This window comes from Agrobacterium sp. A3-95, from assembly GCF_053521785.1.
The window spans coordinates 268816-292364 of the sequence record NZ_JBNWDR010000009.1; the positions used below are offsets into that span (position 1 = coordinate 268816).

At 57.8% G+C, this 23549-nt stretch carries 30 protein-coding genes, 1 pseudogene and 1 riboswitch; of the genes and pseudogenes, 12 read left to right on the top strand and 19 right to left on the bottom strand.

Translation table 11 applies throughout. The annotated features are described in order from the left end of the window. Positions 1-52: 52 nt before the first annotated feature. The gene (locus tag ACQZ5Y_RS22355; protein ID WP_174049428.1) at positions 53-556 is read left to right on the top strand and encodes a hypothetical protein; all 504 of its coding nucleotides are present in this window, start codon (positions 53-55) and stop codon (positions 554-556) included. Between the two features lie 45 nt (positions 557-601). Here ACQZ5Y_RS22355 and ACQZ5Y_RS22360 read toward each other — a convergent pair whose 3' ends face one another. The 5 genes from ACQZ5Y_RS22360 to ACQZ5Y_RS22380 form a co-directional block, all read right to left on the bottom strand. Beyond that, entirely contained in the window at positions 602-1405 is an 804-nt protein-coding gene (locus tag ACQZ5Y_RS22360) for an endonuclease/exonuclease/phosphatase family protein (RefSeq protein ID WP_174049429.1), read from the bottom strand. Between the two features lie 159 nt (positions 1406-1564). Further along, the gene (gcvP, locus tag ACQZ5Y_RS22365; RefSeq protein ID WP_003512945.1) at positions 1565-4429 is read right to left on the bottom strand and encodes an aminomethyl-transferring glycine dehydrogenase; all 2865 of its coding nucleotides are present in this window, start codon (positions 4427-4429) and stop codon (positions 1565-1567) included. Continuing rightward, a complete protein-coding gene (gene gcvH / locus ACQZ5Y_RS22370) occupies positions 4429-4791 on the bottom strand; it encodes a glycine cleavage system protein GcvH (protein WP_112681812.1) in 363 nt (120 codons plus the stop codon). The genes gcvP and gcvH overlap by 1 nt, the downstream gene beginning before the upstream one ends. A gap of 28 nt (positions 4792-4819) precedes the next feature. Continuing rightward, complete coding sequence (gene gcvT / locus ACQZ5Y_RS22375) at positions 4820-5959, bottom strand: glycine cleavage system aminomethyltransferase GcvT (protein WP_174049430.1); 1140 nt, start codon at positions 5957-5959, stop codon at positions 4820-4822. A gap of 154 nt (positions 5960-6113) precedes the next feature. After that, positions 6114-6201: riboswitch (glycine riboswitch) on the bottom strand. Between the two features lie 124 nt (positions 6202-6325). After that, positions 6326-6511 carry a DUF3008 family protein gene (locus tag ACQZ5Y_RS22380; protein WP_003496099.1) on the bottom strand — a complete coding sequence of 62 codons (186 nt, stop codon included), beginning with the start codon at positions 6509-6511 and terminating at the stop codon, positions 6326-6328. Positions 6512-6684: 173 nt separating this feature from the next. On the opposite strand from ACQZ5Y_RS22380, the gene ACQZ5Y_RS22385 reads away from it, so the two are divergent. Both ACQZ5Y_RS22385 and ACQZ5Y_RS22390 read left to right on the top strand, forming a co-directional pair. Further along, on the top strand, positions 6685-7065 hold the full coding sequence (locus ACQZ5Y_RS22385; protein WP_236762864.1) for a hypothetical protein: 381 nt from the start codon (positions 6685-6687) through the stop codon (positions 7063-7065). An 88-nt stretch (positions 7066-7153) separates the two neighbouring features. Then, a complete protein-coding gene (locus ACQZ5Y_RS22390) occupies positions 7154-8149 on the top strand; it encodes a copper chaperone PCu(A)C (protein WP_112155089.1) in 996 nt (331 codons plus the stop codon). A 62-nt stretch (positions 8150-8211) separates the two neighbouring features. On the opposite strand, the gene ACQZ5Y_RS22395 is transcribed toward ACQZ5Y_RS22390, so the two are convergent. Then, entirely contained in the window at positions 8212-8640 is a 429-nt protein-coding gene (locus ACQZ5Y_RS22395) for a plastocyanin/azurin family copper-binding protein (protein WP_174049432.1), read from the bottom strand. 119 nt (positions 8641-8759) lie between these two features. Continuing rightward, complete coding sequence (locus ACQZ5Y_RS22400) at positions 8760-9050, bottom strand: hypothetical protein (protein ID WP_019565563.1); 291 nt, start codon at positions 9048-9050, stop codon at positions 8760-8762. 202 nt (positions 9051-9252) lie between these two features. Between ACQZ5Y_RS22400 and crcB the strand changes: the two genes are divergently transcribed. The 5 genes from crcB (at position 9253) to ACQZ5Y_RS22425 (ending at position 12735) form a co-directional block, all read left to right on the top strand. Next, positions 9253-9630 carry a fluoride efflux transporter CrcB gene (gene crcB, locus ACQZ5Y_RS22405; protein ID WP_013636055.1) on the top strand — a complete coding sequence of 126 codons (378 nt, stop codon included), beginning with the start codon at positions 9253-9255 and terminating at the stop codon, positions 9628-9630. Between the two features lie 66 nt (positions 9631-9696). Beyond that, the gene (locus ACQZ5Y_RS22410; RefSeq protein ID WP_003512960.1) at positions 9697-10686 is read left to right on the top strand and encodes an RluA family pseudouridine synthase; all 990 of its coding nucleotides are present in this window, start codon (positions 9697-9699) and stop codon (positions 10684-10686) included. 6 nt (positions 10687-10692) lie between these two features. Beyond that, the gene (locus ACQZ5Y_RS22415) at positions 10693-11361 is read left to right on the top strand and encodes an HAD family hydrolase (protein ID WP_174049433.1); all 669 of its coding nucleotides are present in this window, start codon (positions 10693-10695) and stop codon (positions 11359-11361) included. 30 nt (positions 11362-11391) lie between these two features. Beyond that, positions 11392-12186 carry an ATP12 family chaperone protein gene (locus ACQZ5Y_RS22420; protein ID WP_038490935.1) on the top strand — a complete coding sequence of 265 codons (795 nt, stop codon included), beginning with the start codon at positions 11392-11394 and terminating at the stop codon, positions 12184-12186. A gap of 60 nt (positions 12187-12246) precedes the next feature. Next, positions 12247-12735, top strand: a complete 489-nt coding sequence (locus ACQZ5Y_RS22425; protein ID WP_013636057.1) for a hypothetical protein — start codon at positions 12247-12249, stop codon at positions 12733-12735. Positions 12736-12759: 24 nt separating this feature from the next. Here ACQZ5Y_RS22425 and ACQZ5Y_RS22430 read toward each other — a convergent pair whose 3' ends face one another. Beyond that, complete coding sequence (locus tag ACQZ5Y_RS22430) at positions 12760-13353, bottom strand: TetR/AcrR family transcriptional regulator (RefSeq protein ID WP_174049434.1); 594 nt, start codon at positions 13351-13353, stop codon at positions 12760-12762. 165 nt (positions 13354-13518) lie between these two features. On the opposite strand from ACQZ5Y_RS22430, the gene ACQZ5Y_RS22435 reads away from it, so the two are divergent. Continuing rightward, positions 13519-13917 carry a RidA family protein gene (locus ACQZ5Y_RS22435; protein WP_065657930.1) on the top strand — a complete coding sequence of 133 codons (399 nt, stop codon included), beginning with the start codon at positions 13519-13521 and terminating at the stop codon, positions 13915-13917. A gap of 108 nt (positions 13918-14025) precedes the next feature. Here the strand turns inward: ACQZ5Y_RS22435 and fghA are convergent, their stop codons facing one another. Genes fghA through ACQZ5Y_RS22450 form a run of 3 tightly spaced genes read right to left on the bottom strand, consistent with a single transcriptional unit; the run spans position 14026 to position 16033 of the window. After that, positions 14026-14859 carry an S-formylglutathione hydrolase gene (gene fghA / locus ACQZ5Y_RS22440; protein WP_174049435.1) on the bottom strand — a complete coding sequence of 278 codons (834 nt, stop codon included), beginning with the start codon at positions 14857-14859 and terminating at the stop codon, positions 14026-14028. A 33-nt stretch (positions 14860-14892) separates the two neighbouring features. Further along, positions 14893-15552, bottom strand: coding sequence for a DUF1345 domain-containing protein (locus tag ACQZ5Y_RS22445; protein ID WP_065704588.1), 660 nt, complete (start codon positions 15550-15552; stop codon positions 14893-14895). A 25-nt stretch (positions 15553-15577) separates the two neighbouring features. After that, the gene (locus ACQZ5Y_RS22450; RefSeq protein WP_111803687.1) at positions 15578-16033 is read right to left on the bottom strand and encodes a YaiI/YqxD family protein; all 456 of its coding nucleotides are present in this window, start codon (positions 16031-16033) and stop codon (positions 15578-15580) included. 166 nt (positions 16034-16199) lie between these two features. Here ACQZ5Y_RS22450 and ACQZ5Y_RS22455 point away from each other — a divergent pair, with 166 nt between their 5' ends. Beyond that, a complete protein-coding gene (locus ACQZ5Y_RS22455; RefSeq protein ID WP_174049436.1) occupies positions 16200-16652 on the top strand; it encodes a DUF5680 domain-containing protein in 453 nt (150 codons plus the stop codon). A gap of 63 nt (positions 16653-16715) precedes the next feature. On the opposite strand, the gene ACQZ5Y_RS22460 is transcribed toward ACQZ5Y_RS22455, so the two are convergent. Continuing rightward, positions 16716-17372, bottom strand: a complete 657-nt coding sequence (locus ACQZ5Y_RS22460) for a peroxiredoxin (RefSeq protein ID WP_111799061.1) — start codon at positions 17370-17372, stop codon at positions 16716-16718. A gap of 268 nt (positions 17373-17640) precedes the next feature. Between ACQZ5Y_RS22460 and ACQZ5Y_RS22465 the strand changes: the two genes are divergently transcribed. Both ACQZ5Y_RS22465 and ACQZ5Y_RS22470 read left to right on the top strand, forming a co-directional pair. Continuing rightward, the gene (locus tag ACQZ5Y_RS22465; protein ID WP_065704583.1) at positions 17641-18291 is read left to right on the top strand and encodes a glutathione S-transferase family protein; all 651 of its coding nucleotides are present in this window, start codon (positions 17641-17643) and stop codon (positions 18289-18291) included. 298 nt (positions 18292-18589) lie between these two features. Continuing rightward, on the top strand, positions 18590-19240 hold the full coding sequence (locus ACQZ5Y_RS22470) for a pyridoxamine 5'-phosphate oxidase family protein (protein ID WP_013636066.1): 651 nt from the start codon (positions 18590-18592) through the stop codon (positions 19238-19240). On the opposite strand, the gene ACQZ5Y_RS22475 is transcribed toward ACQZ5Y_RS22470, so the two are convergent. From ACQZ5Y_RS22475 to ACQZ5Y_RS22505, 7 genes and pseudogenes are all read right to left on the bottom strand, one after another. Beyond that, on the bottom strand, positions 19241-19882 hold the full coding sequence (locus ACQZ5Y_RS22475) for a cytochrome b (RefSeq protein ID WP_174049437.1): 642 nt from the start codon (positions 19880-19882) through the stop codon (positions 19241-19243). A gap of 3 nt (positions 19883-19885) precedes the next feature. Further along, the gene (locus ACQZ5Y_RS22480) at positions 19886-20665 is read right to left on the bottom strand and encodes an anti-sigma factor family protein (protein WP_174049438.1); all 780 of its coding nucleotides are present in this window, start codon (positions 20663-20665) and stop codon (positions 19886-19888) included. Further along, positions 20662-21168, bottom strand: a complete 507-nt coding sequence (locus tag ACQZ5Y_RS22485) for a sigma-70 family RNA polymerase sigma factor (RefSeq protein WP_174049439.1) — start codon at positions 21166-21168, stop codon at positions 20662-20664. Before ACQZ5Y_RS22485 ends, ACQZ5Y_RS22480 begins: the two co-directional genes overlap by 4 nt. Before the next feature lie 5 nt (positions 21169-21173). Continuing rightward, entirely contained in the window at positions 21174-21563 is a 390-nt protein-coding gene (locus tag ACQZ5Y_RS22490) for a COG4315 family predicted lipoprotein (RefSeq protein WP_174049440.1), read from the bottom strand. A 111-nt stretch (positions 21564-21674) separates the two neighbouring features. After that, entirely contained in the window at positions 21675-22241 is a 567-nt protein-coding gene (locus ACQZ5Y_RS22495; RefSeq protein ID WP_112289961.1) for a YceI family protein, read from the bottom strand. 489 nt (positions 22242-22730) lie between these two features. Further along, positions 22731-23018, bottom strand: coding sequence for a hypothetical protein (locus ACQZ5Y_RS22500; RefSeq protein WP_081307256.1), 288 nt, complete (start codon positions 23016-23018; stop codon positions 22731-22733). Between the two features lie 145 nt (positions 23019-23163). Continuing rightward, a pseudogene (locus ACQZ5Y_RS22505) lies at positions 23164-23373 on the bottom strand (helix-turn-helix domain-containing protein); the annotation flags it as partial. Positions 23374-23549 lie beyond the last annotated feature (176 nt).

Genomic DNA, 23549 nt, shown 5'->3' on the forward strand with positions numbered 1-23549 from the left:
AACGTTTGACGGTGCAAGCGAGTTAGTCTTCGTGAAAAATTGGATACGCGCCATGAAAACGACGGCTATCACGAGTTTATTTTTTGCAGGGCTGCTCGGTGTGCAGCCGGCATTAGCGGACGAACGCGAATTCCTCTCGTCGCTGAAAGGCACATGGGCGGGTAAGGGAACCGTGATCACCCGCATTGGCACGCCGCCAATCAACGTCAATTGTACGCTGAATTCCAAAGCGGGGACCTCGTCGCTCAATATGTCCGGCACATGCCGTGGCCTTCTGGTGGTCAGGCGCGCAATTGCGGCCGACCTGTCGGAGAAAGGTGGACGTTACAGCGGCGCTTACACCGGACCCTCCGGCCGACCGTCTGCCCTTTCCGGTACGCGGCAGGGAAATGCAATCAATCTGACGGTTCGCTGGAGCCGCGACATTAACGGTGACCGCGTCGCAGCCATGACAATCGAAAAAGTCGGGCAAAACGGCCTGCGGCTTCGCACCACCGACAAGGACGGCAGGACCGGCAAGACGGTGGTGACGAGCGATATCCGGCTCGTGCGCTGACCAAGCCGCGACGTGAGGCATTGACCGGTAATGCGGCTTAATCCTCTAGCTGAATTCGATCAGCAAAGGGCAATGGTCCGAGACTTCGGGCTGTCTCACCACATCGAAGTGATCGACCTGCACAACCGGGTTGACCAGCATGTAATCTGCAAAACGGTTTTGTTTGGGATAATGCGAGGTGCGCGTGTCTGTGAAACCACGTGTCGTGACGAGTTCGATGAGATCCAGTTCCTTCAATACCGTGAAGGTGTCGCTCTCAGGCAGAACATTAAAATCGCCGCACACGATGATCCGGTCACCATCCTCCGCGATGTCTTTGACGAGTTTCACGAGGCGTTTTGCCTGCATCAGACGGGCGGGAATATCGTGTTTACCGTTGGGGTCACGCAGCCCATGCATATGGGCGATGACGGCTGGCTGGCCGGTCGTGAAGTCGAAAACCCTGACAGCATGGCCCGTGCGCGAACGCGGGTGAGCTCCGTATCCATTCGCAGAAAAGCAGCCGTGCACAAAACCTTGAGCCTGCGCAACAATCGCGATGGATTTACGCACGAAAGTCGCCAGCCCCCATTGAGAGGGATATCGTGTCTCCCCGTGCCAGAGGTCACCCTGTGACGCCGGGCAAAAGATTGCCAGATGATCGGGTAGAGCTTCTTCGACATCGCGAAGAAAGTTCGCCCTTTGCGGCAGATCCCTACCGTCATCGCGATAGCTCAGCCAGTCCTCTTCGGCTGCCGGTGTATGCACCACTTCCTGCAAACATAGAATGTCGGGATCGGACGCGGAGATATAGGGAACAAGCTCGTCATGGAGCTTTCCGCCCCAACCATTCAGGCAAATCAAACGCATTCAAACTCCATCACCGCTTAAATTGCAGCATCCGGTTTAGCATGGAACGGGTTACGATCAATCGCATGTGACGTGGTCGCCCGGTCTTGGGGCTTGTGTCCGGAACGAAAAAGGCCCGGATCGCTCCGGGCCTTCATAAGTTCGTTCGTACCGATGCCTTTATTCGGCGGCCTCGGCATAAGCCTCCATCGGCGGGCAGGTGCAGATGAGGTTGCGGTCGCCATAGACATTGTCAATGCGGTTTACCGGCGACCAGTATTTGTCGATGCGGAAGGCGCCGGGCGGGAAGCAACCCTGTTCGCGGCTGTAAGGACGATCCCACTCGCCGACGAGATCTTCCACCGTGTGCGGCGCGTTTTTCAGCGGATTGTTGGTCTTGTCCGCACGGCCTTCCTCGATGTCGCGGGCTTCCTCGCGGATCGCCAGCATGGCATCGCAGAAACGGTCGATTTCCGCCTTGGTCTCGGATTCCGTCGGCTCGATCATCAGCGTGCCGGCAACCGGCCAGCTCATGGTCGGCGCATGGAAACCGCAGTCGACGAGGCGCTTTGCAACGTCGTCCACCGTCACGCCGCAGCTGTCTGCCAGAGGGCGGGTGTCGATGATGCACTCATGCGCCACACGTCCCGTTTCGGACTTGTAGAGCACGTCGTATGCGCCCTTCAGCCGTTCGGCGATGTAGTTGGCGTTGAGGATCGCAACCTTGGTCGCCTGCGTCAGCCCTTCGCCGCCCATCATCAGGCAGTAGCTCCAGGAAATCGGCAGGATCGACGGTGAGCCGAAGGGGGCAGCCGACACCGCACCTTCACGACCGTCCGTCGTCGGATGGCCGGGAAGATAGGGAGCAAGATGCGCCTTGACGCCGATCGGCCCCATGCCCGGACCGCCGCCGCCATGCGGGATGCAGAAGGTCTTGTGCAGGTTGAGGTGGCTGACGTCGGAACCGATATCGCCTGGACGGGCAAGACCGACCATGGCGTTCATGTTGGCGCCGTCAAGATAGACCTGACCACCGTGTTTATGGGTGATCTCGCAAATCTCGCGAACCGTCTCCTCAAACACGCCATGGGTGGAGGGATAGGTGATCATGCAGCACGAGAGGTTTTCCGCATACTGCTCTGCTTTTGCTCGGAAATCGTCGATATCGATGTCGCCATTTTCCCGCACTTTCACCGGCACCACTTTCATGCCGACCATCTGCGCGGAGGCTGGATTGGTGCCGTGCGCCGAGGTTGGAATGAGGCAAACGTCGCGGTGTGCGCCGCCATTGGCGATGTGGTAGTTGCGGATGGTCAGGAGGCCCGCATATTCCCCTTGCGCGCCGGAATTCGGCTGCATGGAAAAGGCGTCGTAACCGGTGACAGAGCACAGCTTTTCCGAGAGGTCATCGATCATTTCCTTGTAGCCGAGCGCCTGATTGGCCGGCACGAAGGGATGGATGTCGGAAAATTCCGGCCACGTGATGGGCAGCATTTCCGCAGTTGCGTTCAGTTTCATGGTGCAGGAACCGAGCGGGATCATCGAGCGGTCGAGCGCGAGATCACGGTCCGAAAGACGGCGGATGTAACGGGTCATCTCGCTTTCGGCACGGTTCATGTGGAAGATCGGATGCGTCATGTACTGGCTGGTGCGCAGCAGTTCCTTCGGCAGGCGATATTCCAACTCGAAATCCGAGATCGAGAAATTGCCGCCGAATGCGCGCCAGACCGCCTCTAGCGTCGCGGGACGCGTGCGCTCGTCAAGGCTCATGCCGATCTTGGTCGCGCCGACCTTGCGCAGGTTCACACCTTCCGCAACGGCCGAGCGCAGGATGACGCCCTGCATATGGCCGACTTCGACGGTGATGGTGTCGAAGAAGGTTTCCGGCTCGATGACGTAGCCAAGCTTCTCCAGGCCCTTGGCCATCAAAACGGCTTTCTGGTGGGTCTGCTGGGCAATCGCCTTGATGCCCTGCGGGCCATGGAAAACGCCATACATCGACGCCATGACCGCAAGCAGCACCTGCGCGGTGCAGATGTTGGAGGTAGCCTTCTCGCGGCGGATATGCTGCTCGCGGGTCTGCAGCGACAGACGATAGGCGCGATTGCCGCGCGCATCGACTGAGACGCCGACCAGACGGCCAGGCATGGAGCGCTTATGTGCATCCTTTACGGACATGTAAGCCGCATGCGGACCACCATAGCCGACCGGAACGCCGAAACGCTGCGAGGTGCCGATGGCGATATCCGCACCCATTTCACCGGGTGACTTCAACAGCGTCAGCGCCAGAAGATCGGCGGCAACGGCAGCGATGGCACCCGTCTGGTGCAGGCGGGAAATCAGGCCCGAGAAATCGCTGACATGACCGTGGGTGCCCGGATACTGGAAGATCGCGCCGAACACGTCGACAGGATCAAGATCGGTAAAGGGATTACCAACGATCACCTTCCAGCCGAGTGGCGCCGCGCGTGTCTCGATCAGCGCGATAGTCTGCGGATGGCAATTGGCATCGACGAAGAAGGCGGTTGCCTTGGACTTCGCGACGCGCTGGCACATCGCCATGGCTTCGGCAGCGGCAGTCGCTTCATCGAGCAGCGATGCATTGGCGACATCGAGGCCGGTCAGATCGCAGACCATGGTCTGGTAGTTCAGCAGCGCCTCAAGACGGCCCTGGCTGATTTCTGGCTGGTAAGGCGTATAGGCTGTGTACCAGGCCGGGTTTTCCAGAATGTTGCGCTGGATCACCGGCGGCGTGATTGTGCCGTAATAGCCCTGGCCGATCAGCGAGGTCAGCACCTGGTTCTTGTTGGCCGTCTCGCGCAGGCGGTCGAGCGCCTCGCGTTCGGTCAGCGCTGCACCCCAGGTCAGCGGCACCTTCTGGCGGATGGAGGAGGGAACGGTGGCGTCGATCAGGGCATCGAGGCTCTTGTAGCCGATGACCTTCAGCATCTCCGCCATTTCCGACGGCGACGGCCCGATGTGACGCCGGTTGGCGAAATCATAGGGCTGATAGTCGGTGAAATGGAATTCCGTGGGCGTCGTCATTACGCGATCAGCTCCTTGTAGGCTGCCTCGTCGAGCAGCGTATCGGCATCCGCGACGTTGGAGAGCTTCAGCTTGAAGAACCAGCCGGCACCCTGCGGATCGGAATTGACCAGCGAGGGATCGTCGACGATGGCCTGGTTGATCTCCACCACTTCGCCATCCAGCGGACAATAGACATCCGAAGCCGCCTTGACGGATTCAACGGTCGCCGCGTCGCCATTCTTGGAGAAGGTGGCGCCCACTTCCGGCAATTCGACGAAGACGAGGTCGCCAAGCTGTTCAGCGGCGTGGCTGGTAATGCCAACGGTGGCGATATCGCCTTCGAACTTCAGCCATTCGTGTTCTGCGGTAAATTTCAGCATCGTATTCTCTCCGGAGATGGGATGAAGATTATCGTTTGTAGGTGGGCTTGATGAAGGGCAGGGCAGCGACGGTGACGGGCAGATATTTGCCGCGCACTTCCGCAAAGATCGCCGTGCCGGGAGCAGTATAGGCCGCAGGGACGTAACCCATGGCAACGGGACCTTCGACCGACGGACCGAAGCCGCCGGAGGTTACTTCGCCGATTTCCGTCTTGCCTTCGGCATCCGCGAAAAGCTTGGAATGACCGCGCACCGGTGCCTTGCCCTCTGGCTTCAGGCCGACGCGACGGCGCGATGTGCCGTCCTTGAGTTCACCGAGAATACGCTCTGCCCCAGGGAAACCGCCTTCGCGATCACCGCCGGCGCGGCGCGCCTTCTGGATCGCCCATTCAAGCGAGGCTTCGATGGGGGAGGTCGTTGTATCGATATCGTTGCCGTAGAGACAAAGGCCAGCTTCAAGACGCAGGCTGTCGCGCGCTCCAAGCCCGATCGGCTCGCAATCAGGGTGCTCAAGCAGGGCCTTGGCGATCTCTTCCGCCTTTTCGGCAGGCACGGAGATTTCAAAACCATCCTCGCCGGAATAACCGGAACGGGAAACGATGCAGGGAACGTCGTGGAGAGGAACTTCCAGTACGTCCATGAACTTCATTTCGGAAACACCGGCCCAAAGTTCGGCCAGAACCGCTTCCCCGCGTGGCCCCTGAAGCGCAATCAGCGCCCGATCATCGAGAAGGGTAATGTCGCAAGTGTCAGAAAGATGCGCCTTCATATGGGCGACATCGGCGTCCTTGCATGCCGCGTTGACGACGACGAAAAGGTGATCGCCGCGATTGGTGATCATCAGATCATCGAGGATACAGCCGTTTTCATCGGTGAAGAAACCGTAACGCTGGCGGCCCTCCTTTAGGCCGAGAATGTCAACCGGCACCAGTTTTTCAAGCGCGATTGCAGCATCGGCATTGTTGCCGGACTTCGCCTTTACGATAACCTGGCCCATGTGGGACACGTCGAAGAGGCCAGCAGAGGTACGGGTCTGAAGATGTTCCTTCAGCACGCCCGCCGGATATTGCACCGGCATGTCGTAACCGGCGAAAGGCACCATGCGGGCGCCAAGGGAAACATGCAGGGAATGGAGCGGCGTGATTTTAAGCTCGGCGGTATCGTCCAAAGACGCCTCCAGGGTTGCGCGAAAGATCGCGCGGGCTCAGGTCATGACGCGAAAAACGCGCCGGGTTCAAGAGCCCCCTCTGTCCTTGTCGCCTGAGATTGTTATCCCTTCGGCGAGCCGTCCTTATGAAAGGTGGCTTCTCTCCAGAGTTCCGTCGTCACCGGTGGTCCTTTTGCCTGAGAGTTTCCGGGGCGGTTGCTCCTTCGGCACCGCAATGAAGCGGTTTCTCCCAACGATGATGCGAGGCTCATTATCTTCGAAGCCCGGTCATTGGCAAGGACGAAATGACGCATCTGAACAGATTTTTGCTCCATCTGCGCCATCGCTGGCAGGATAAACGGCGAGTTCCTTGTATGAGGCGTGCCGTCAGTCTGATTTTTTCTCCGGCAGACCCTTGCGCTTTGTCGACGCCAATTCATCAAGTTCCTTTTCTGTCATGGACTTCTCCATGCTTTTTGAAGCACCTTGTAAACTGGATTTCTTGACTTCACCGCGTTTGGCGGCCAGCGCCGCACCTGCGGCTTTCTGCTGGGCTTTCGATTTGGCTGGCATGTCGGTACTCCTTCCGAAACGATCCGTATTGGAGAGGAAATGCCGCCCTGTATCGATTGTTCCGTTGAGCGGATGGGCCTGCGGCAAATTTCCCCTTTGAAATCGGAAAGAAAGAGGGGTATCGCCAGAAGATGGACGCAAATCGAAAACGACCGCTGACAAGGGTGGAGAAAATGCTTCGCATTTTCTGCGCGCTTTTGATGTTGTCGCTTGGTTTTGCCCACAAGCCCGCGCTCGCCGCGGCACCTGCCGTTCTTCTGGATGAGAGCTACCGGCTGCCGGACGGCACCTTTGCCGAAATCTGCCTAGGCCACAGCGGCGGGGTAAATGCCTCGCACCCCAATGACGGCCCCGCCCATTCAAGCGATGCGATCCTGTTTTGCGAGGCCTGCCTGCTGGCCTCGTCCATTCTCTTGCCGGTGCCCGATGCGGCCGGCTGGCTTAGGACGGAGTTCGCCTGGCTCGACAATCGCCTGACCGCGGAATGGGACTTTCGCTCGGTCCAGACGATCCGCAAACCGTCCGCACGCGGCCCACCAACCCTGTCCGCCTGATCTCTTCGTTTCACAGGATCATCGCCGCCGGGTGGCGGCACGGAGCAGCTGCCCGGGCCAATGGCGCCGCAGTCGCAAGGACAAACAAATGAAAACCACCAAGATCATCACCTGCACCCTGTTCGTCGCCTCCGTCTCGACGGCGCAGGCCTTCGCCCATACGACCTTCGTTGACGGTTCGGCCGAACAGGAAAGCACCATCGTTGCCGCACTTCAGGTGCCGCATGGCTGCGATGGCGGACTTGCCACCACAGAAGTGCAGATCAAGCTGCCGGAAGGCTTCATCACTGCCAAGCCGCAGCCCAAGGCCGGTTGGGACCTTGAGGTCATCAAGGGCGACTATCAGAAAGCCTACAAGAACCACGGGAAGGACATCAAAAGCGGTGCGGTCGAAATCCGCTGGAAGGGCGGCAATCTGCCGGATGAATTCTATGACACCTTTGCCGTTCAGGGAAAAATCTCCGGCATAGAGGCCGGGCAGGACCTTCCCTTCAAGGTGACGCAGCTTTGCGGCGACAAAGGCAAGGTTTCCTGGGACGAGGTGGCGGCCGCAGGCGTCGATCCGCATTCGTTGAAAAGCCCGGCGCCGACCATCCGCGTTACCGCAAAAGCCCATGCCGGCGGGCATGATCATTCCGCTATGGCCATGGATATGGATATGGATATGGACGTGGTGAAGGCTGGCAGTCTCGAGCTTTCGGCTGGCGCGACAAAGGCCATGCTGCCCGGTCAGCCCGTGGGCGGCGGTTATGTGACGATCAAGAATACCGGTTCCAGCGACGACAAGCTGATCGGCGTCGAATCCTCCGCCGCCGGCCGCGCGGAAATTCACGAAATGGCCATGGTCAACGACGTCATGAAAATGCGCAAGCTGGATGACGGCATCGTCATTCCCGCCGGTGAGACAGTGGAACTGAAGCCCGGCGGCCTGCACATGATGTTCTTCAACGTGAAGAAGCCGTTTGCCGAAGGCGACAAGGTGCCGGTGACGCTGATCTTTGAAAAGGCTGGCAAGGTCGAGATTGTGCTTTCCGCAGGCTCGGCCAAGGGTGGTGACGACAAGAACGCTCACCAGCACAACTGACGCAAAAAAGAGGCTGCCGGAACGCAATACTCATCCGGCAGCCTCAGCTTGTTCGACCAATATTATTTTGTAACAGTCAGCTTGGCCTGCATACCCGCTTCGTAGTGACCTTTTATGTTGCATAAGAGGAGATATGTGCCGGGCGTAAGCTTTGCCTTGAGCTGACCATCGCCGCCCGGCTTCAGGTCGGCCACTTCGCCAAGACTTTTAAGCTGTTTTTCATCGACACGGTGTTTCGAGGTATTGAGCGGTATTTTTTCGTCTGCAGACTTCAGCTTGACGAGCACCATTTCGTGCTGCTCGCTCATGGCATCGTTATGCACATGAAACACGGCTTCACCGGCTTTGACCGTCGTCTGGTCCATAACGAGTGTCATTGGTCCGCCACCTTCACCGCCTTCGGTGACCCTGATGGTCGTGGCCGCGAAAGCCTGCGCCGAAACAAGGAGCGCGATCGTGGTGGCTGTGATGTGACGGGCAATAGAAATCATGATCTTCCTCCAGTTGGTGCCGAAGGACTAAAATTTGAATCTGACAACAACCTGAACGCGCGAAATGCGCACAAAAAAACTTACAAATCGATTTAATAAGTTTGGATATCAAATTGATATTATAAGTTTTTATTGGATTGGTTTTCCTCGTAGGCCTGCACGGCCTGATCGAGTGTTGTCTGGGGGGCGTGCCGATGGCTGGCGCTTGTCAGGAAATAGAGGGTCAAGGCGGGCGGCTTGATGGCGGTGAGCAAGGCTCTCAACTGAAAATCGTCTCCCTGTTCGGCCTTGCGCGCCAATTCGTGAATGGCTTCCTCAACCTCGCTTCTGCGCGATACACGCTGCGACGGCTTCACGGCCTCCAGTGCGTAGGCCGCAGTGTTTGCAGAAACGGAAAGAACCTGTGTCATCCAACCTCCGGCCATCCTTCGCCGACCCGTAAAACCGCAGATTAGCAGCTGCGTCTTGTTGGAAGCCTAAATCGCGGACGTGCAATTTAATCGAGTTTTAATCGAAAAAAGGTCGGGACAAGGGGGTTTCACCACCCGTGGCTATGTTCTAGAAAACGTCTTCAACAGACCCGTCGGGTATTTCTCCGGAGACATTCCCCAAATGCTGAATATCGCTCTTGTCGCAGCAGGCGGCGCAATCGGTTCGGTTTTCCGCTATCTCGTGGGTCTGTTGAGTGTGCGCCTTGTGGGTATGACTTTCCCTTGGGGAACGCTGGCGGTGAATGTGGTCGGATCCTTTCTCATCGGTTTCCTGGTTGAGCTTGTTGCAAGGCGGCTGAACGCGTCCATGGAGATGCGTCTGTTTCTGGTCACCGGCGTTCTCGGTGGCTTCACCACCTTTTCGTCCTTCTCGCTGGATGCGGTAGCGCTTTTCGAACGTGGCGCGCTCGGCCTTTCAGCGGTTTACATCACGGCAAGCCTGGTGGTTTCCATCGCGGCGGTTTTCGCCGGGCTGGCCTTGGGCCGCAGTTTGTTCTAAAGGCTTGCTCCAAACGGTGCGCCGGATAACAGGGCGCGCGATCAAGACAGAGAGACTGGAAATTTTATGGCAGGTATCGAGCATATCAAGGTCGAGGCCGACGAGGCCGGTATGCGCCTCGATCGCTGGTTCAAGATTCACTATCCGGGTCTGGGGTTCGGGCAGCTGCAAAAGCTTCTGCGCTCCGGACAGGTGCGTGTGGACGGCGGCCGGGTGAAGACGGACGCACGGGTGCAGCCGGGGCAGATGGTGCGTGTGCCGCCTGTTGATTCCGACCTCAAGGTCAAAAGCGGACCAATCGGATCCAGGGACCTCAAACATTCGGCAGACGGCGAACTTCTGGCGCGCATGCTGCTGCATGAGGACGACAAGGTTCTGGTGTTCAATAAGCCGGCCGGCATTGCCGTGCAGGGCGGCTCGGGCGTCAACCGTCACATCGACGGGCTTCTGGAAGCGTGGACCAGCCCGAAGGGCGAAAAGCCGCGTCTGGTGCACCGTCTGGACCGTGACACGTCGGGCGTGCTGGTAGTGGCCCGCACCCGAGGTGCTGCACAGAAGCTGACGGCCGCTTTCCGCGAGCGCGATACCAAGAAGACCTATTGGGCGCTGGTTCGCGGCGTACCGCGCAAGCATCAGGACAAGATTTCCACCTGGCTGGTCAAGGAGCAGACCCCCGACGGCGACCGCATGCGCATTGCCAAGCACGGCGAGGAGGGGGCAGATCACGCCATTTCCTATTACCGTGTCATCGATACCGCTGCGCAGAACCTCGCCTGGCTGGAAATGGAGCCCTATACCGGCCGTACCCACCAGCTGCGCGTTCACGCACTGCATATGGGGCACCCGATCATCGGCGATCCGAAATATTACATCGATGATCCGAACTGGGATTTTCCGGGCGGTGTACAAAAGCGTCTGCACCTGCATGCACGCCATATCGACATTCCGCACCCGAATGGCGGCCGCCTTCGTGTCAGCGCGCCTTTGCCACCGCATATGGTACAGACTTGGAACCTGCTCGGCCTCGACGTGGCCGATGGCGACAGGGAAGGCTGATATCAGATGAAACTCGTTCTTTTCGATTGTGACGGCACGCTGGTCGACAGCGCCGGCCTTATCCATGCCGTCATGGTCGATACCTTTGCCGATTTCGGAAAGCCACGGCCTGATATTGCGCAGACCAAGGCAATTATCGGCCTGACGCTCGACATCGCCATCGCCCGCATGCTCGGTAAGGCGCATGTGGATGACGAGGTGCGCGCGATGACTGAGCGCTATCGGGAAATCTATCACCCGATCCGCGCCCGACCTGGCATGATCGAGCCGCTGTTCGACGGTATCGCGCCCTTGATCGACACGCTCGCCAGACGGGATAAGGTGCTGATAGGCGCGGTCACCGGCAAGGGCCGTCGCGGATTGACCCATATTCTCGAAACGCATGGTTTTGCCGAGCATTTCATCGTGTCGCGCACGGCGGATGATTGCCCTTCCAAGCCGCATCCGGCCATGGTGATGGAATGTTGCCATGAAACCGGCATGGTTCCGGCCGACACTGTCGTCATCGGCGATGCTATCTATGACATGCAGATGGCAAAGGCCGCCGGCGCAAAGGCCATCGGCGTTGCCTGGGGCTACGCCTCGGTCGATGATCTCTGGAAGGCAGGCGCAGACGCCGTCGTCAGCCATCCGAGCGAAATTCCGGCCCATGTTCCCGCCGATATTCTTGAATGATCCTTTCTATTCGACTGATGAGGACGTGCCATGCGTGATCTCCTGAACGACCTTTCGGAAGGCCTCAGCCACCCCGATCCGATCCTTCGCGCCCAAATCCAGATGCAGCGGCCCCTGCCGAAACGTTTCTATAAGGACGTTACCGTTGCTGACGTGGAAGACGGCGGCTTCACCATCCATCTCGATGGCAAACCTTTGCGCACGCCCGCCAAGAAGCCGCTTGTCTTGCCATCGAAGGCGCTTGCGGACCTGCTTCGCGATGAATGGGATGCGCAGAAAGAAGTGGTGAACCCGGTCGTCATGCCGGTCTCGCGGCATGTGAACACCGCCATCGACGGCATCGCCAGCGACACCCAGGCGGTTTTCGAGGACATACTGCGCTTTTCCTCTTCCGATCTCCTGTGCTACCGCGCAGGTCAACCGGAAGCGCTTGTGGCGCGGCAGGCGGACCATTGGGATCCGGTGATCGACTGGGCGGCCAATGTTCTCGGCGCACGCTTCATTCTCGTCGAAGGAGTCATGCATCGCGATCAGCCTCGGGAAGCCGTTGCAGCCTTTGCCGTGACGCTCAAAAAATACGATACGCCGATCGCGCTTGCCGCCCTGCACACCATGACGTCGCTGACCGGCTCCGCCATTCTGGCGCTGGCACTGGCGGAAGGGCAGCTGACGCTGGAGGAAACCTGGGCGCTGGCCCATCTTGACGAGGACTGGACCGCCGAACATTGGGGCGAGGACGAGGAGGCGCTGGAGCGCCGCGCCACTAGGCTCATCGACATGCGTGCAGCACTCAGCGTTCTGGAGGCGTTGAAGATCGCGCCTTAACGCTTTTCTAACCCTGATGACCGAATATGCGGTTACCTCACGTTAGGGGAGCCGCAGATCATGAACACTCGATTGAAACGCCTTGGCATTGTTGTGCTGGCGTGTTTCACGCTCATGTCTTTCAGGCTGGAACCGGAGGCGACCAATGCCGACCGGCTGCTTTATGATGTGCGCGGCGCCTTTGTAGCGGCACGGCCGGATGTAGCGCCAGCATTGATGCAATCCATTCATGCGCAACTACAGAATGCCATCAAAACGACGGCACGCGGCGAAATCAGACCGCGCGTTGTGCTGACCATTCGCCTCGCATCCGTCACCCGCGGCCCCTTCCTGTTTGGAGAACGGGCATCGGCCCGTGTCATCGTTCGTGCGGCCGCCGTGGCGACGGGCGAGGTTATCGCCGAGGCCAAATTCACAGCCACCGTCGTCAGCTTCGACAATCAGTCGATCGAGCAGGATCTCGCTTACGGCGTCGCGGAGCGCGTGATCCGCGAGTTCCGGCTGAGCCGACCCGGACCGACAACGCTCGCGACGGCGTTGTTTCCGTGAACAAGTATGGTTTCCAGATAGAGTTTAAACTGGTTTCACAAGAAGGCCGGTGGCCATGGACTGGAAAGCCTCGACAGCCTTCGGCAGCACCCTCACGGGATCGTCACTGGCGGCGATCCATAGCGCAGCATTAAGTGCAGCCCCGCTTAGAAGCCGGGCAGCAGCTTCCGCATCGACTGACTTGATGACCCCCTGTTCGATGAGGCTCTGAACCGTTCCCTTGGTCGTCTGCAGACAACTGCTCTGGCTAGGCCACTGCGACGGATCACCCAATACCGCAGGCCCGTCGAGCAGAACGATGCGTTGTACTTCCGGATCAAGCGCCATTTCGATATAGGCAGCGCCCTCGGCGAGCAAACCTTGCCAATCGTCCTCGGCCAGTGCCCCGATCTCTTGAGCGCGAGACGCCATTTCAGAATCGATCTGATCGACCACCGCCGCCAGCAGCCCACGCTTATCTCCGAAATTGTGATAAAGCGCCCCACGCGTCAGACCAACCTCAGCAGTCAACTCGTCCATTGATGCGGAAGAGTATCCCTTTTCGGCGAAAATCTTTCGTGCAGCCGCGATCAGTTTTACGCGATTTTCCTCCATCGTTTCCGCGCGTCGTTTCGCCATTCTCCCCTCAATTTTACATACGTGACGTATATGGGTTGACATACGGCATGTATGCCACCAAATTCAAATACGCACCGTATATCAAATAAGGCGTTGTGTGAAGCGCTCGAAGCGTAACGTTCCGCCCAGAGAGTGCACTTGATTACAAAGAAGAGAGATTTAAAAATGGCGAAGCGCGAAGCAATCTTTCCCGCAAACAGACATGCTCTTTACGAGGAGCACGGCTATTCGGCGGCTATCCGATCCGGGGACCTTCTGTTCGTTTCCGGGCAGGTGGGCAGCCGTTCCGATGGAACGCCAGAACCCGATTTTGAACGTCAGGTACAATTGGCTTTCGAAAATCTCAAAGCCACGCTGCATGCAGCGGGCTGTACATTTGATGATATTGTCGACGTGACGACATTCCATACGGACCCCGAAAAACAGTTCGGAACCATCATGGCCGTCAAGCAGCAGATTTTCAGCACGAAGCCTTACCCGAACTGGACTGCAATAGGCGTGAACTGGCTCGCGGGCTTCGATTTCGAGATCAAGGTCATCGCCCGCATTCCTTTGGATGCATAAATCTCCGAAAGCCATGGCGAAGACGGCGTACTGAAAACGCCGTCACGTCGCTGTTCAAGATGTCGGACGAATCCAAACCGCGCAGGTTAAGCTTCCCCTTTCGCAGCCTTAGCCAAGTCGCTCGGCATGCCATTTCAGATGGTCATCCATGAAGCTGGAGATGAAATAATAGGAGTGGTCGTAACGCTCGTGCATGCGCAGCGTCAGGCCGATATCGGTTCCTTTGATCGCCTCTTCGAACAGCCAGGGACGCAGGCCTTTATCGATGAAACTGTCGGCCTTGCCCTGGTCGATCAGGAATTCCGGAAAACGGGCGCCGTCTTCGACCAGCGAGCAGGCGTCGTATTGCCGCCATGCGGCACGATCCGTTCCGAGATATTTTTCCAGCGCCGGTTCGGACCAGTCGGCAGAGGAGGGGGCGACGATTGGGGCGAAGGCGGAGCAGCTCTTGAAGCGGTCTGGGTTCTTAAGCGCAATCGTCATGGCACCATGGCCGCCCATCGAATGGCCGAAAATGCCCTGACGGCTCATATCCGCGCGGAAATGCTGGCCAATGAAGGCTGGCAGCTCTTCCGTCACGTAGCTGTACATATGGTAGTGTTCCGACCAAGGCTCCTGCGTGGCGTCGAGATAAAAGCCCGCGCCCTTGCCCATCTGCCAGTTGGTCACTTCATCAGGCACATCGTTGCCACGCGGGCTGGTATCCGGGCAAACGATGATCAGCCCGAGTTCGGATGCCATGCGGCGATATTCGCCTTTTTCCATGACATTGGCGTGGGTACAGGTGAGGCCGGAAAGATACCACAGAACCGGGCACGGCTCGTTGATCGCCTTCGGCGGCACATAGACTGCAAAGGTCATCTCGCATTTCAGGGTTTCGGATGGGTGCGAAAATACGCCCTGCATGCCGCCAAAGGCCGTATTTTGCGAGATGATATTCATGAAGCCATTCCTTTATGAAGAGTTTTTTCCGGTTCAGCCCGCAAGCGCGACCGCAGCATTGACCGCCGCTGCCACCAGAACCGTGTTGAAGAAGAAGGAGACGATGGAGTGCAACAACGTGACCTTGCGCATCGGTGTCGTGGTTACAGCAACATCCGAGGTCTGCGCCGTCATGCCGATGACAACAGCGAAATAGAGGAAGTCGTAACCGCAGGGTTCCTTCGTTGCCGGGAAATCCATGCCGCCGCGATGCTTGCGCTTGCCATCAACGATTTCCGGACGCCAGTAAAGATGTGCGTAGTGCAAGGCGGTCATGGTGTGGATTGTCAGCCACCCGAAAATCACGGAGCCGAAGGCGAGCAGCAGCGTCCAGACGGTTTCGCCGGAATGGTTGAGTGCTTGGAAAAGTGAAACGACGGCGACGGTGGCAGCGATCAGCGTAATGGCGATGATGGCCATTGCCGGCAGGTCATCACTATCGGCATGCGCTTTCAGGTGCTGGGCCGTTAATTTCGGAAGCCGAAAGGCCACCAGCCCGAGATAGGTCAGGAAAAACAGAATGGCTGCAATTTCGATGGCGAGCGGCCGTGCGAATGCCAGCGCCAAGCCAAGGCCAAAGGCGCCAACAAAAAGAGCGACGAAGAAAGGCTTATGGCGGCTATAGGTGTTGCTCTGCGGATTGGCCGGGGTCATGGGCTGCGCCTTCCTGTTTACGCGGTCATTTTTTGACACGGCGGCAGAAACGGTCAAGCGTCTCCAGAAAAGCAGACCGGTCGCGCGGCGAGAAAGCCGCGTTATATCCTTTGCTCTCACCGGTTTCGCGCAGGTGTGCGCCAAGGTCGCGCATCGCAGTTGCCATGCCGATGTTGGTTTGGTCGAAAATGCGGCCGGTCGGTCCCGTCACCAGCGCGCCCCTGGCAACGCAACGCCCGGCGAGCGGCACATCGGCGGTAATGACGATATCGTTTTCGCCCGCACGCTCCGCAATCCAGTCATCCGCCGCATCGAAACCGGCCGATACGATCACGTTTTTCACCATCGGATCGCGCGACGGGCGCAAACCGGAATTGGCAACGAAAGTCACCTCCAGCCCATGCCGTTCCGCCACCTTGAGAATCTCGGGTTTCACGGGGCAGGCGTCGGCATCGACATAGATTTGCGGGGTCTGCGACATGGGCACTCTTCGAGGATCATTTATGCATCGCTTTTAAGGGCAAACGCTGCGATTACCAAGCCCGCCATCTGTGAAAATATGGCGACAGGCAGGGTAAGGAATACGCTTGCGACCTTCAAACAAGTCCAGTATGTTCACTTTATGTTCCTGATGTGAGGTATTCCCGATGCTGGAAGAATTCATCGTGCAGGCCAAGTCCGCCACTTATGTGGGCGGCGGCAACAAATCCTCGACGCCCACCCGCATCGGCTCACACGACCTCGGCTTTCGAAGTGGCGACTGGAACTATATCGATAGCTATTTCGGCGGAACCGACTTCATCGGTCAGGAGGTCGTCTGGCATCAGGGAATTCCACTTTGGGCCATGAATTATTACGGTCGCATCATCCGCCCTGAGCTAATCGACGGCACGGTGGCGGGCAGGGTGATCCAGCGATCGCTTTCCACGCTATACAGGGAAGGGCGCTTCCTCGGCGGCTTCACCCACGAGGTCGAAGACACGATCTATGTAGATACCAATGAGGGCGAATTCCGGTCTTTTACCGGCGTGGAGCGCATATATCGGGACAGCGTTGAGGTGTACCGGCTCGACTACCACGGCGGCGTGATTAAGCCGTAGCTGCGCTGCGAGTAAGAATAAACAGGGACGATGGAGATCCATCGCCCCTTTATCGATTTCAAATCAGCCGGGCTGCTTCGTCTTGCGCAGGTATGGAAGAACTGTGTCATAGGAGCCGAAACGGGCAATCGCATCCTCGTTGGAGACGGCGGCGGTGATAATGACGTCTTCGCCCTGTTTCCAGTTTGCCGGTGTCGCCACCTGATGTTTAGAAGTCAGCTGGATGGAATCGATCGCGCGAAGAATTTCGTCGAAGTTGCGCCCGGTGGTCATCGGGTAGGTGAGGACCAGCTTGATCTTCTTGTCGGGACCGACAACGAAGACGGAGCGCACGGTGGCGTTGTCGGCCGGCGTGCGGCCTTCGGAGCTTTCGCCAGCGCCCGCCGGCAGCATGTCATAGAGCTTCGCGACTTTCAGGTCCTTGTCGCCGATCAGCGGATAATCGACATTAAAGCCGGTCGCGGTGCGGATGTCGTTTTTCCATTTCTCATGGCTTTCGACCGGATCGACCGAAATGCCGATGATCTTGACGCCGCGCTTTTCGAATTCCGGCTGCAGGCCGCCCATCGCGCCTAGTTCCGTGGTGCAGACCGGCGTGAAATTCTTCGGATGCGAAAACAGGACCGCCCAGCCGTCGCCGATCCATTCGTGAAAGCTCACCGGACCGTGTGTGGTCTCGGCGGTGAAATCGGGTGCGATGTCGTTTATACGCAGGCTCATCTGATGGTTTCTCCCTAATGATTTAAATCGAAATCCTGAAGGTTTTGGCAATCCGCGTCCGGCGCAGGAGCTTAGAGTTTTTGCGCGAAATGGCCAGCCCTTTCCACGGCAAACGGCACGCTAATGACCTGTCATGGAAACGTACAAGGATTGTTTTCGTTCTGGCAAACGCCTATTCTGACGCGCTGCCTTTTCCGGCCGGCGCAAAAAGCTGATGCTCGACCACAATGAGCCAATAGTCTCCAAACAGACGCGATGGGGAACAGCAATGACGATCACGATCACCGCTTTTGAACGCTCGCCCGATGGCGGCAAGGGCCTGGCACGCGACATGCGCGTCCGCTGGGCGCTGGAGGAAGCGGGGCTGTCCTACGATGTTCGCCTTCTCTCCTTCAAGGCGATGCGGGAACCTGCGCATCTGGCACTTCAGCCGTTCGGACAAATCCCGACCTATGAGGAGGGCGACCTCGTACTGTTCGAATCCGGCGCGATCATTTTCCACATCGCGGAGCGCAATGCCGGCCTATTGCCGCGGGATGTGAATGCGCGGGCACGGGCGATAACCTGGATGTTCGCCGCGCTCAACACGGTGGAGCCACCAATCGTTGACCGCTCGATTGCCCGATTTCTGGAGGGCGACAAGAGCTGGTACGAAGAGCGCTTAGCGATGATCGATAAAAATATCAGCAAGCGGCTCGGCGAACTCTCCCGCTGCCTCGGTGACGACGACTGGCTCGACGGTGCGTTCAGCGCTGGAGATCTGTTGATGATATCGGTGCTGCAAAGGATAAAAAGCTCAGGCATCCTCGACGAATATCCAAACCTTTCAGCCTATGTGGCTCGCGGTGAGGCGCGTCCGGCCTATCAACGCGCCTTTGCCGACCAGCTTGCCGTCTTCAAGGCCGCTTCGACCGCTTGAACGTCGGTGAATAGCGAGGGCCTTAAGGTAAGAACAAACTACACGGTCTGTACAGGATTGCCCGCCCTCAAAGGCTCCCGCAGCCGTTTCGGTGATTGTTGTGCCTCTATCGGCGCCGGTTCTACTTCTTGATTGAAATTGAAATCTGCGATAGTGCTAAGTTTGAGGTACGTACCTCAAACTTAGAAGCAGCTCAAATGCGGACAGAGAAGAACAATCGATATGTCAGCAATATCCAGGCGTTTTCGTCTGGTGAAGCTGATGGGAACAACGGGGCAACGTCACAAGGGTGAGGATGATGACGGCGTTTGAACTTGATCCGGAATTTGCAATAACAGATGAGCCATCGCTTCGAGGGTTGTTCGAGGCGACCCACGCGCTGGCGATATTGAAGTGTCAGGACACCATTGGCGAGCATGCGCGGGAATTTATCAGACGCTCTCCGTTCCTGTGCATAGGAACGCAGAATCTGGCGGGAAGTGCTGACGTAAGCCCTCGCGGCGACCCTGCGGGGTTCGTCAAGATTCTTGATGAACGCACACTCGCGATACCGGATCGACCGGGTAACAATCGTCTGGATACGTTGACCAATATCATTGCCAATCCAAGCGTCGGGCTGTTGTTTGTCATACCGGGATTTGACGACACGTTGCGTGTGAACGGGCAGGCAAAGCTCGCAACCGACCCGGAACTTCTGAGAAGCATGAGCATCAATGATCGTGCGCCCAAACTCGCGATTGTCGTCAGGGTGAGTGAGGTTTTCATGCATTGCGCCAAGGCGTTTCGGCGGTCTCATTTGTGGAGCCCGGATCATTTTCAGGATCGCTCCGAGATGCCGTCGCTCATCAAAATCATCCTTGACGAAACGACGGGCGCGCCCAGCAACAAGGATGAGATGCGGAAATTGGATGACGATCTGGAAAAGGACTACCAGAGAACACTTTATTAGCTATTTTCGAGGGGAGGCGGTGCGGCTCCTGTTGTCTTCAGCAGCCCTGAAAGGGATCATGCGCCGAAGCGTTGGATCTTTGCGGACGAAATGGTGCCACAGCGCTGCTGCCACATGAAGAACGACGATAACTGCGGCAAGATAGGCCAGAGTGGCGTGAACCTCAGTCCAGAAAGCCTCGGCTTGGTCGGAGATCGCCATGGGTAGTCCTGGCACGACGACAAGATCAAAGACATAACTGGGGATCTGCAGAGGAGACGTCGACGCGACGGCCCAACCGGCAAGGGGAACGGCGAGAGTAAGGAACAGCAGTGCGGCGTGAGCCGACCGTGCGGCCAACCTCGAAGCCATCCCTTCACCATCCAGAGCCCGCGGTTTCCTGCTGAAAATCGACCAGATGAAGCGGGGGGCGGCGAGGGCCAGAACCAGAAACCCAATCGACTTGTGATACTGAAAAAGATTGAACTGAAGCACCGGATCGATGTCGCGGCTCATGAGATATCCCAGCGCAAGCTGCGCGAGGAATAGGAGCGCGATCGTCCAATGGAAAACGATCGCCACCAAACCAAAGGAGGCGGGCGTGTTTCGCCATCTCCTTACGCCGCTCGTCGCTCTATCGGAATGACCCTTGAGATATTGCATCGGCTAACTCAGCTGTTGATAGGTGTCTTTGGCAATAGCGTCCATGCGGTCGGACGGCAGGCTGCCGACCAGAGCGCAGCGGATTGTTTCGTCATCCCAGGACACTGTTTCCAGCGCGTCGACATTGGAGCGCCGCATGGCGGTATCGCTCGTTTCAGCCGCAGCCACGATGTAAAGAGTGACACGCTGCCCACTTTTGTCTTCATACATCAGTTGAGCTGCGGCGCCTTCGGAACTGGGCAGCACCCGGCCGCCGACAAGGGACAAGCCATGGCGGGTGAGGTCCGGCACGTTCAGTTTACGGTCGAGCCGTTTTGACAGCCATTTCGGCAGGCTCGAACCGTTCTCGGCATCAGCCCGAACTTCGACCGGGTGCAGAACCTCGCTTGCAAACAACTTGTGCGCCTGCGTCGCATCCGCCACGATGGAATGGGCAGGTGCCTCGACCTCCGACACAAGTCCGCGCCCGAACCAGCCACCTGTCAGTCCAACTGCCAGAACGAGAACGGATGCCGCTGCCAGATTGCGCCAATTTGCACGCTCCGATCGCAAGCGCCGCTCCATCCGATAAACATCGAGGCACTCGGGTAAAACATCGACATCAGCAGGGCGATAGAGAGCCGTAAGTGTCGCATTCTGCCGCTGCCATATCTCGACCTTGCGCGCATCGGCCGGATTGGAGGCGAGGTGGGAGCGAACGGCATCACGTCGCTGGTCTTCGAGCTGCCCGTCGACATAGGACATCAGATCGGCTTCGGTTATCTGCGGCTCGTTGCCAGTCATTTTATCACCTTGAGATTTGGCTGGTCTTCCTGGGTCATACGAGCCAAGGCTGTTCGGGCGCGCCCCAGACGGGACATCAAAGTGCCCAACGGAATTTCCAGAACCTTTGCCGCTTCCGCATAGCTCAGACCTTCGACGACGACGAGGAGGAGGGCCTCACGCTGCTCGCCTGACAGTTTTTCGATGGCACGGGCCATTTCGGCAAGCACGATCCGGCCCGTCTGCGGCGCCGGCACAAACATCTGTTCGGCAACATCATCAATCGGGATTTGCGAGGGTCGGCGGTTTCTGCCGCGCAGATTGTTGCGGTAAACGTTGACCAGCACTCGGTACAACCATGGACGTAACGGCCCCTGCGGCCGCCACAGCGCCTTTTTGCGGATGGCTCTTTCCAGGCAGTCCTGAACGAGATCGTCAGCCGTGTCACGGTCGTGCGTGAGCGCATTCGCGTAACGTCGAAGCGCCGGTATGCAACTTGTGATCTCGTCAAGAAAATCAGGCATGGGTGCTATTCCTTGGCAACGTGCCAGACGCCACCAATACCATCACCCGTGACATCGCCGGGCTTCTTGTCCATCTGCCAATAATACAGCGGCTTTCCATCATGCGACCACTGCATCGTGCCATCCCTGCGGGCGAGTGGTCTGTAGTCGCCATCCGCCTTGTCGGTTTTGGCAGCCGCAAGCGGCGGCCATTTCTTCGCGCAGGCGTCATAGCAGGCTGACGAGCCATCGCCATCATTGTCGAACGTATAAAGGGTCATGCCCTTGGCGTCAGTCAGGATCGTGCCCTTTGCCGTCGCCATTTCAACCACCGCGCCACCGGCGTATGGTTCGGCAAGCGCGGCAGTGGAGGCGAGCGCGAGAGCGCCTGCCAGAATGAAATGATGTTCACGCATGAGGTCGTCCTTTGAGAGGTAACGGTGCGGACACCATGTCCGATACAAGACAGAACACCGGCCAGCGGCAATTAATCCCGTCCCGCCGATTTTTTTGACGTTCCGTCGTTTTTATCTGACGCCCTTCAAATCTATGTCGAAGGCAACCGTGTTCGAATAGAGCGGCACGCCAACGCCCATGCCATAGGGCAGGCGGGGGATATTTCCGGTGACATGGAAGGTGACGGAACCCTTTTGCTGCTCAACGAATGTTGCGTGAAACGTCTCGGCTCTGGAGACGCCTCGGGCCGTGAGCACACCTTCAACCACCGCGCTGCGCGGCCCGTCCTGCGTAACGCGGTTGGAGCGAAACACGATCTGCGGATAGGCGGCGATGTTAAAAACCGCGCTGGACCGCAGGAAATTTTCCACCCGCTCCTGGCCTGTCTTCACGCTGGAAGGGTTCAAACTGATTTCCACATAGGACTTGGACGGTTGGTCCGGATCGATATCGAAGCGGCCGGATATATCGGGAATAGTGCCGTTGATGCCCGGACCGGCAACCTGTGCAATCGAAAATCCGATGTGCGAGGCGGGATCGATACGGTAACGTCCGGCGGCGGACGAAAACGGGCTTGCAGATACAGGCGTGCAGGCCAATGCCGCAATGACGAGAGTGATGGAGTAAGGGTACTTCATGGCGCAGGCTCCTTCATGAGTACGTGGTCGTACCCGTGAGAACACCGCTGGCTACTATTTAATCCCCATCAGTTCCGACAGATCATCAAAATCTTTGCCGCATCAGCCAAAGCATGGGCATTTCGTCAGCAATGTCTTTCATGGGTTCAAAGCCCACTCAAGGATAGGTGCTTTCTCTAAATCCTTTGCTCGCTATTGTGCTCAAGCGAGGTACAGAGTGTCTAGGCAGCGCTGATGAAGGTGAGGCGCTCAAGACCATAGAAAGCCTCATCCGGCTGCTACATACGATGTCAAAGCTGGTTAGAGGCGCGACTTCGCCAGCTGTTTAGAAACGCGACACAGGCACCGACGGTCAGCCCCCGATCCGACCGGCTGGGCCGGGTTGCAAGGGAGGAGCGGGGGCGGGTGAGGGAATGCCTATTCGGCTTTAGCTTCCTCAGCAGGGTGCATAATCTGCCTTGGCAATCAACAGGCATTCCGGGTATGAGATCAAACCCTAAGTGCAGGATAATCCCACGATGGCTGCAAACGGCGACGGGCCTCTTTTACAAGGTCAAGGTAGTCTGCCCTGAAGGGTGCAACCAGCTGCTTTTCGAGACCGGCAAGCAGTCCGTGCAGCACAGCGCATTCGGCAGGGCTCTCGAAACAGGACGCGCTTGGCGTGGGAGCGCTGCTCTCTTTGCACCAACGAGAAAGAAGCTCAAAAAGAACCAGAGCTTCGTCTGGAGCAAGGTGGATTTGTGTATGATCGGAAGAAGTTTGTTGTTCGTCTTTCATAACGCGAAACTCGCATGCGCCGCTGACGTCTGCAATAGACCGCTGGCATTCAACGTCGCCAGTTCATTCCGCCGCTTCCATCCGCGCCAGCGCCTTCTGCCTGTTGGCAATCACCTCCTGGTCGTTCATGAAGTCCGTCCCCCGGCCGGGCTTGCGGCCGCGCTTCCGTGCTGTAGTAGCCGTCATAATCTGGCAGTTCACGGTCATGAAACGTGTTGCGCTTGATCTCACGGTAAATGGTCGAGCGATGACGGCCAAGCTGACGCGCCATCTCGTTGACGGGAACCTTTGCCGCCACCAGATGATGAAGACGGCGGCGATCGGCAAGGGTGATCTGCGTATAGCATCGGGACATGCCAAAATCTCCAAAGTGAAGCCATTGAAATCATTGGCATGTCGCACTTGAAAATAGAATGTACCCTACTACATACGATGTGGCGGCAAGGTTGAAATGTCGCGAATCGTGCAAAGTTAAAATGTCATCTGTCGCTCTGCCAGCCAGTTAGAAATGCGACACTGGCTCAAACAATC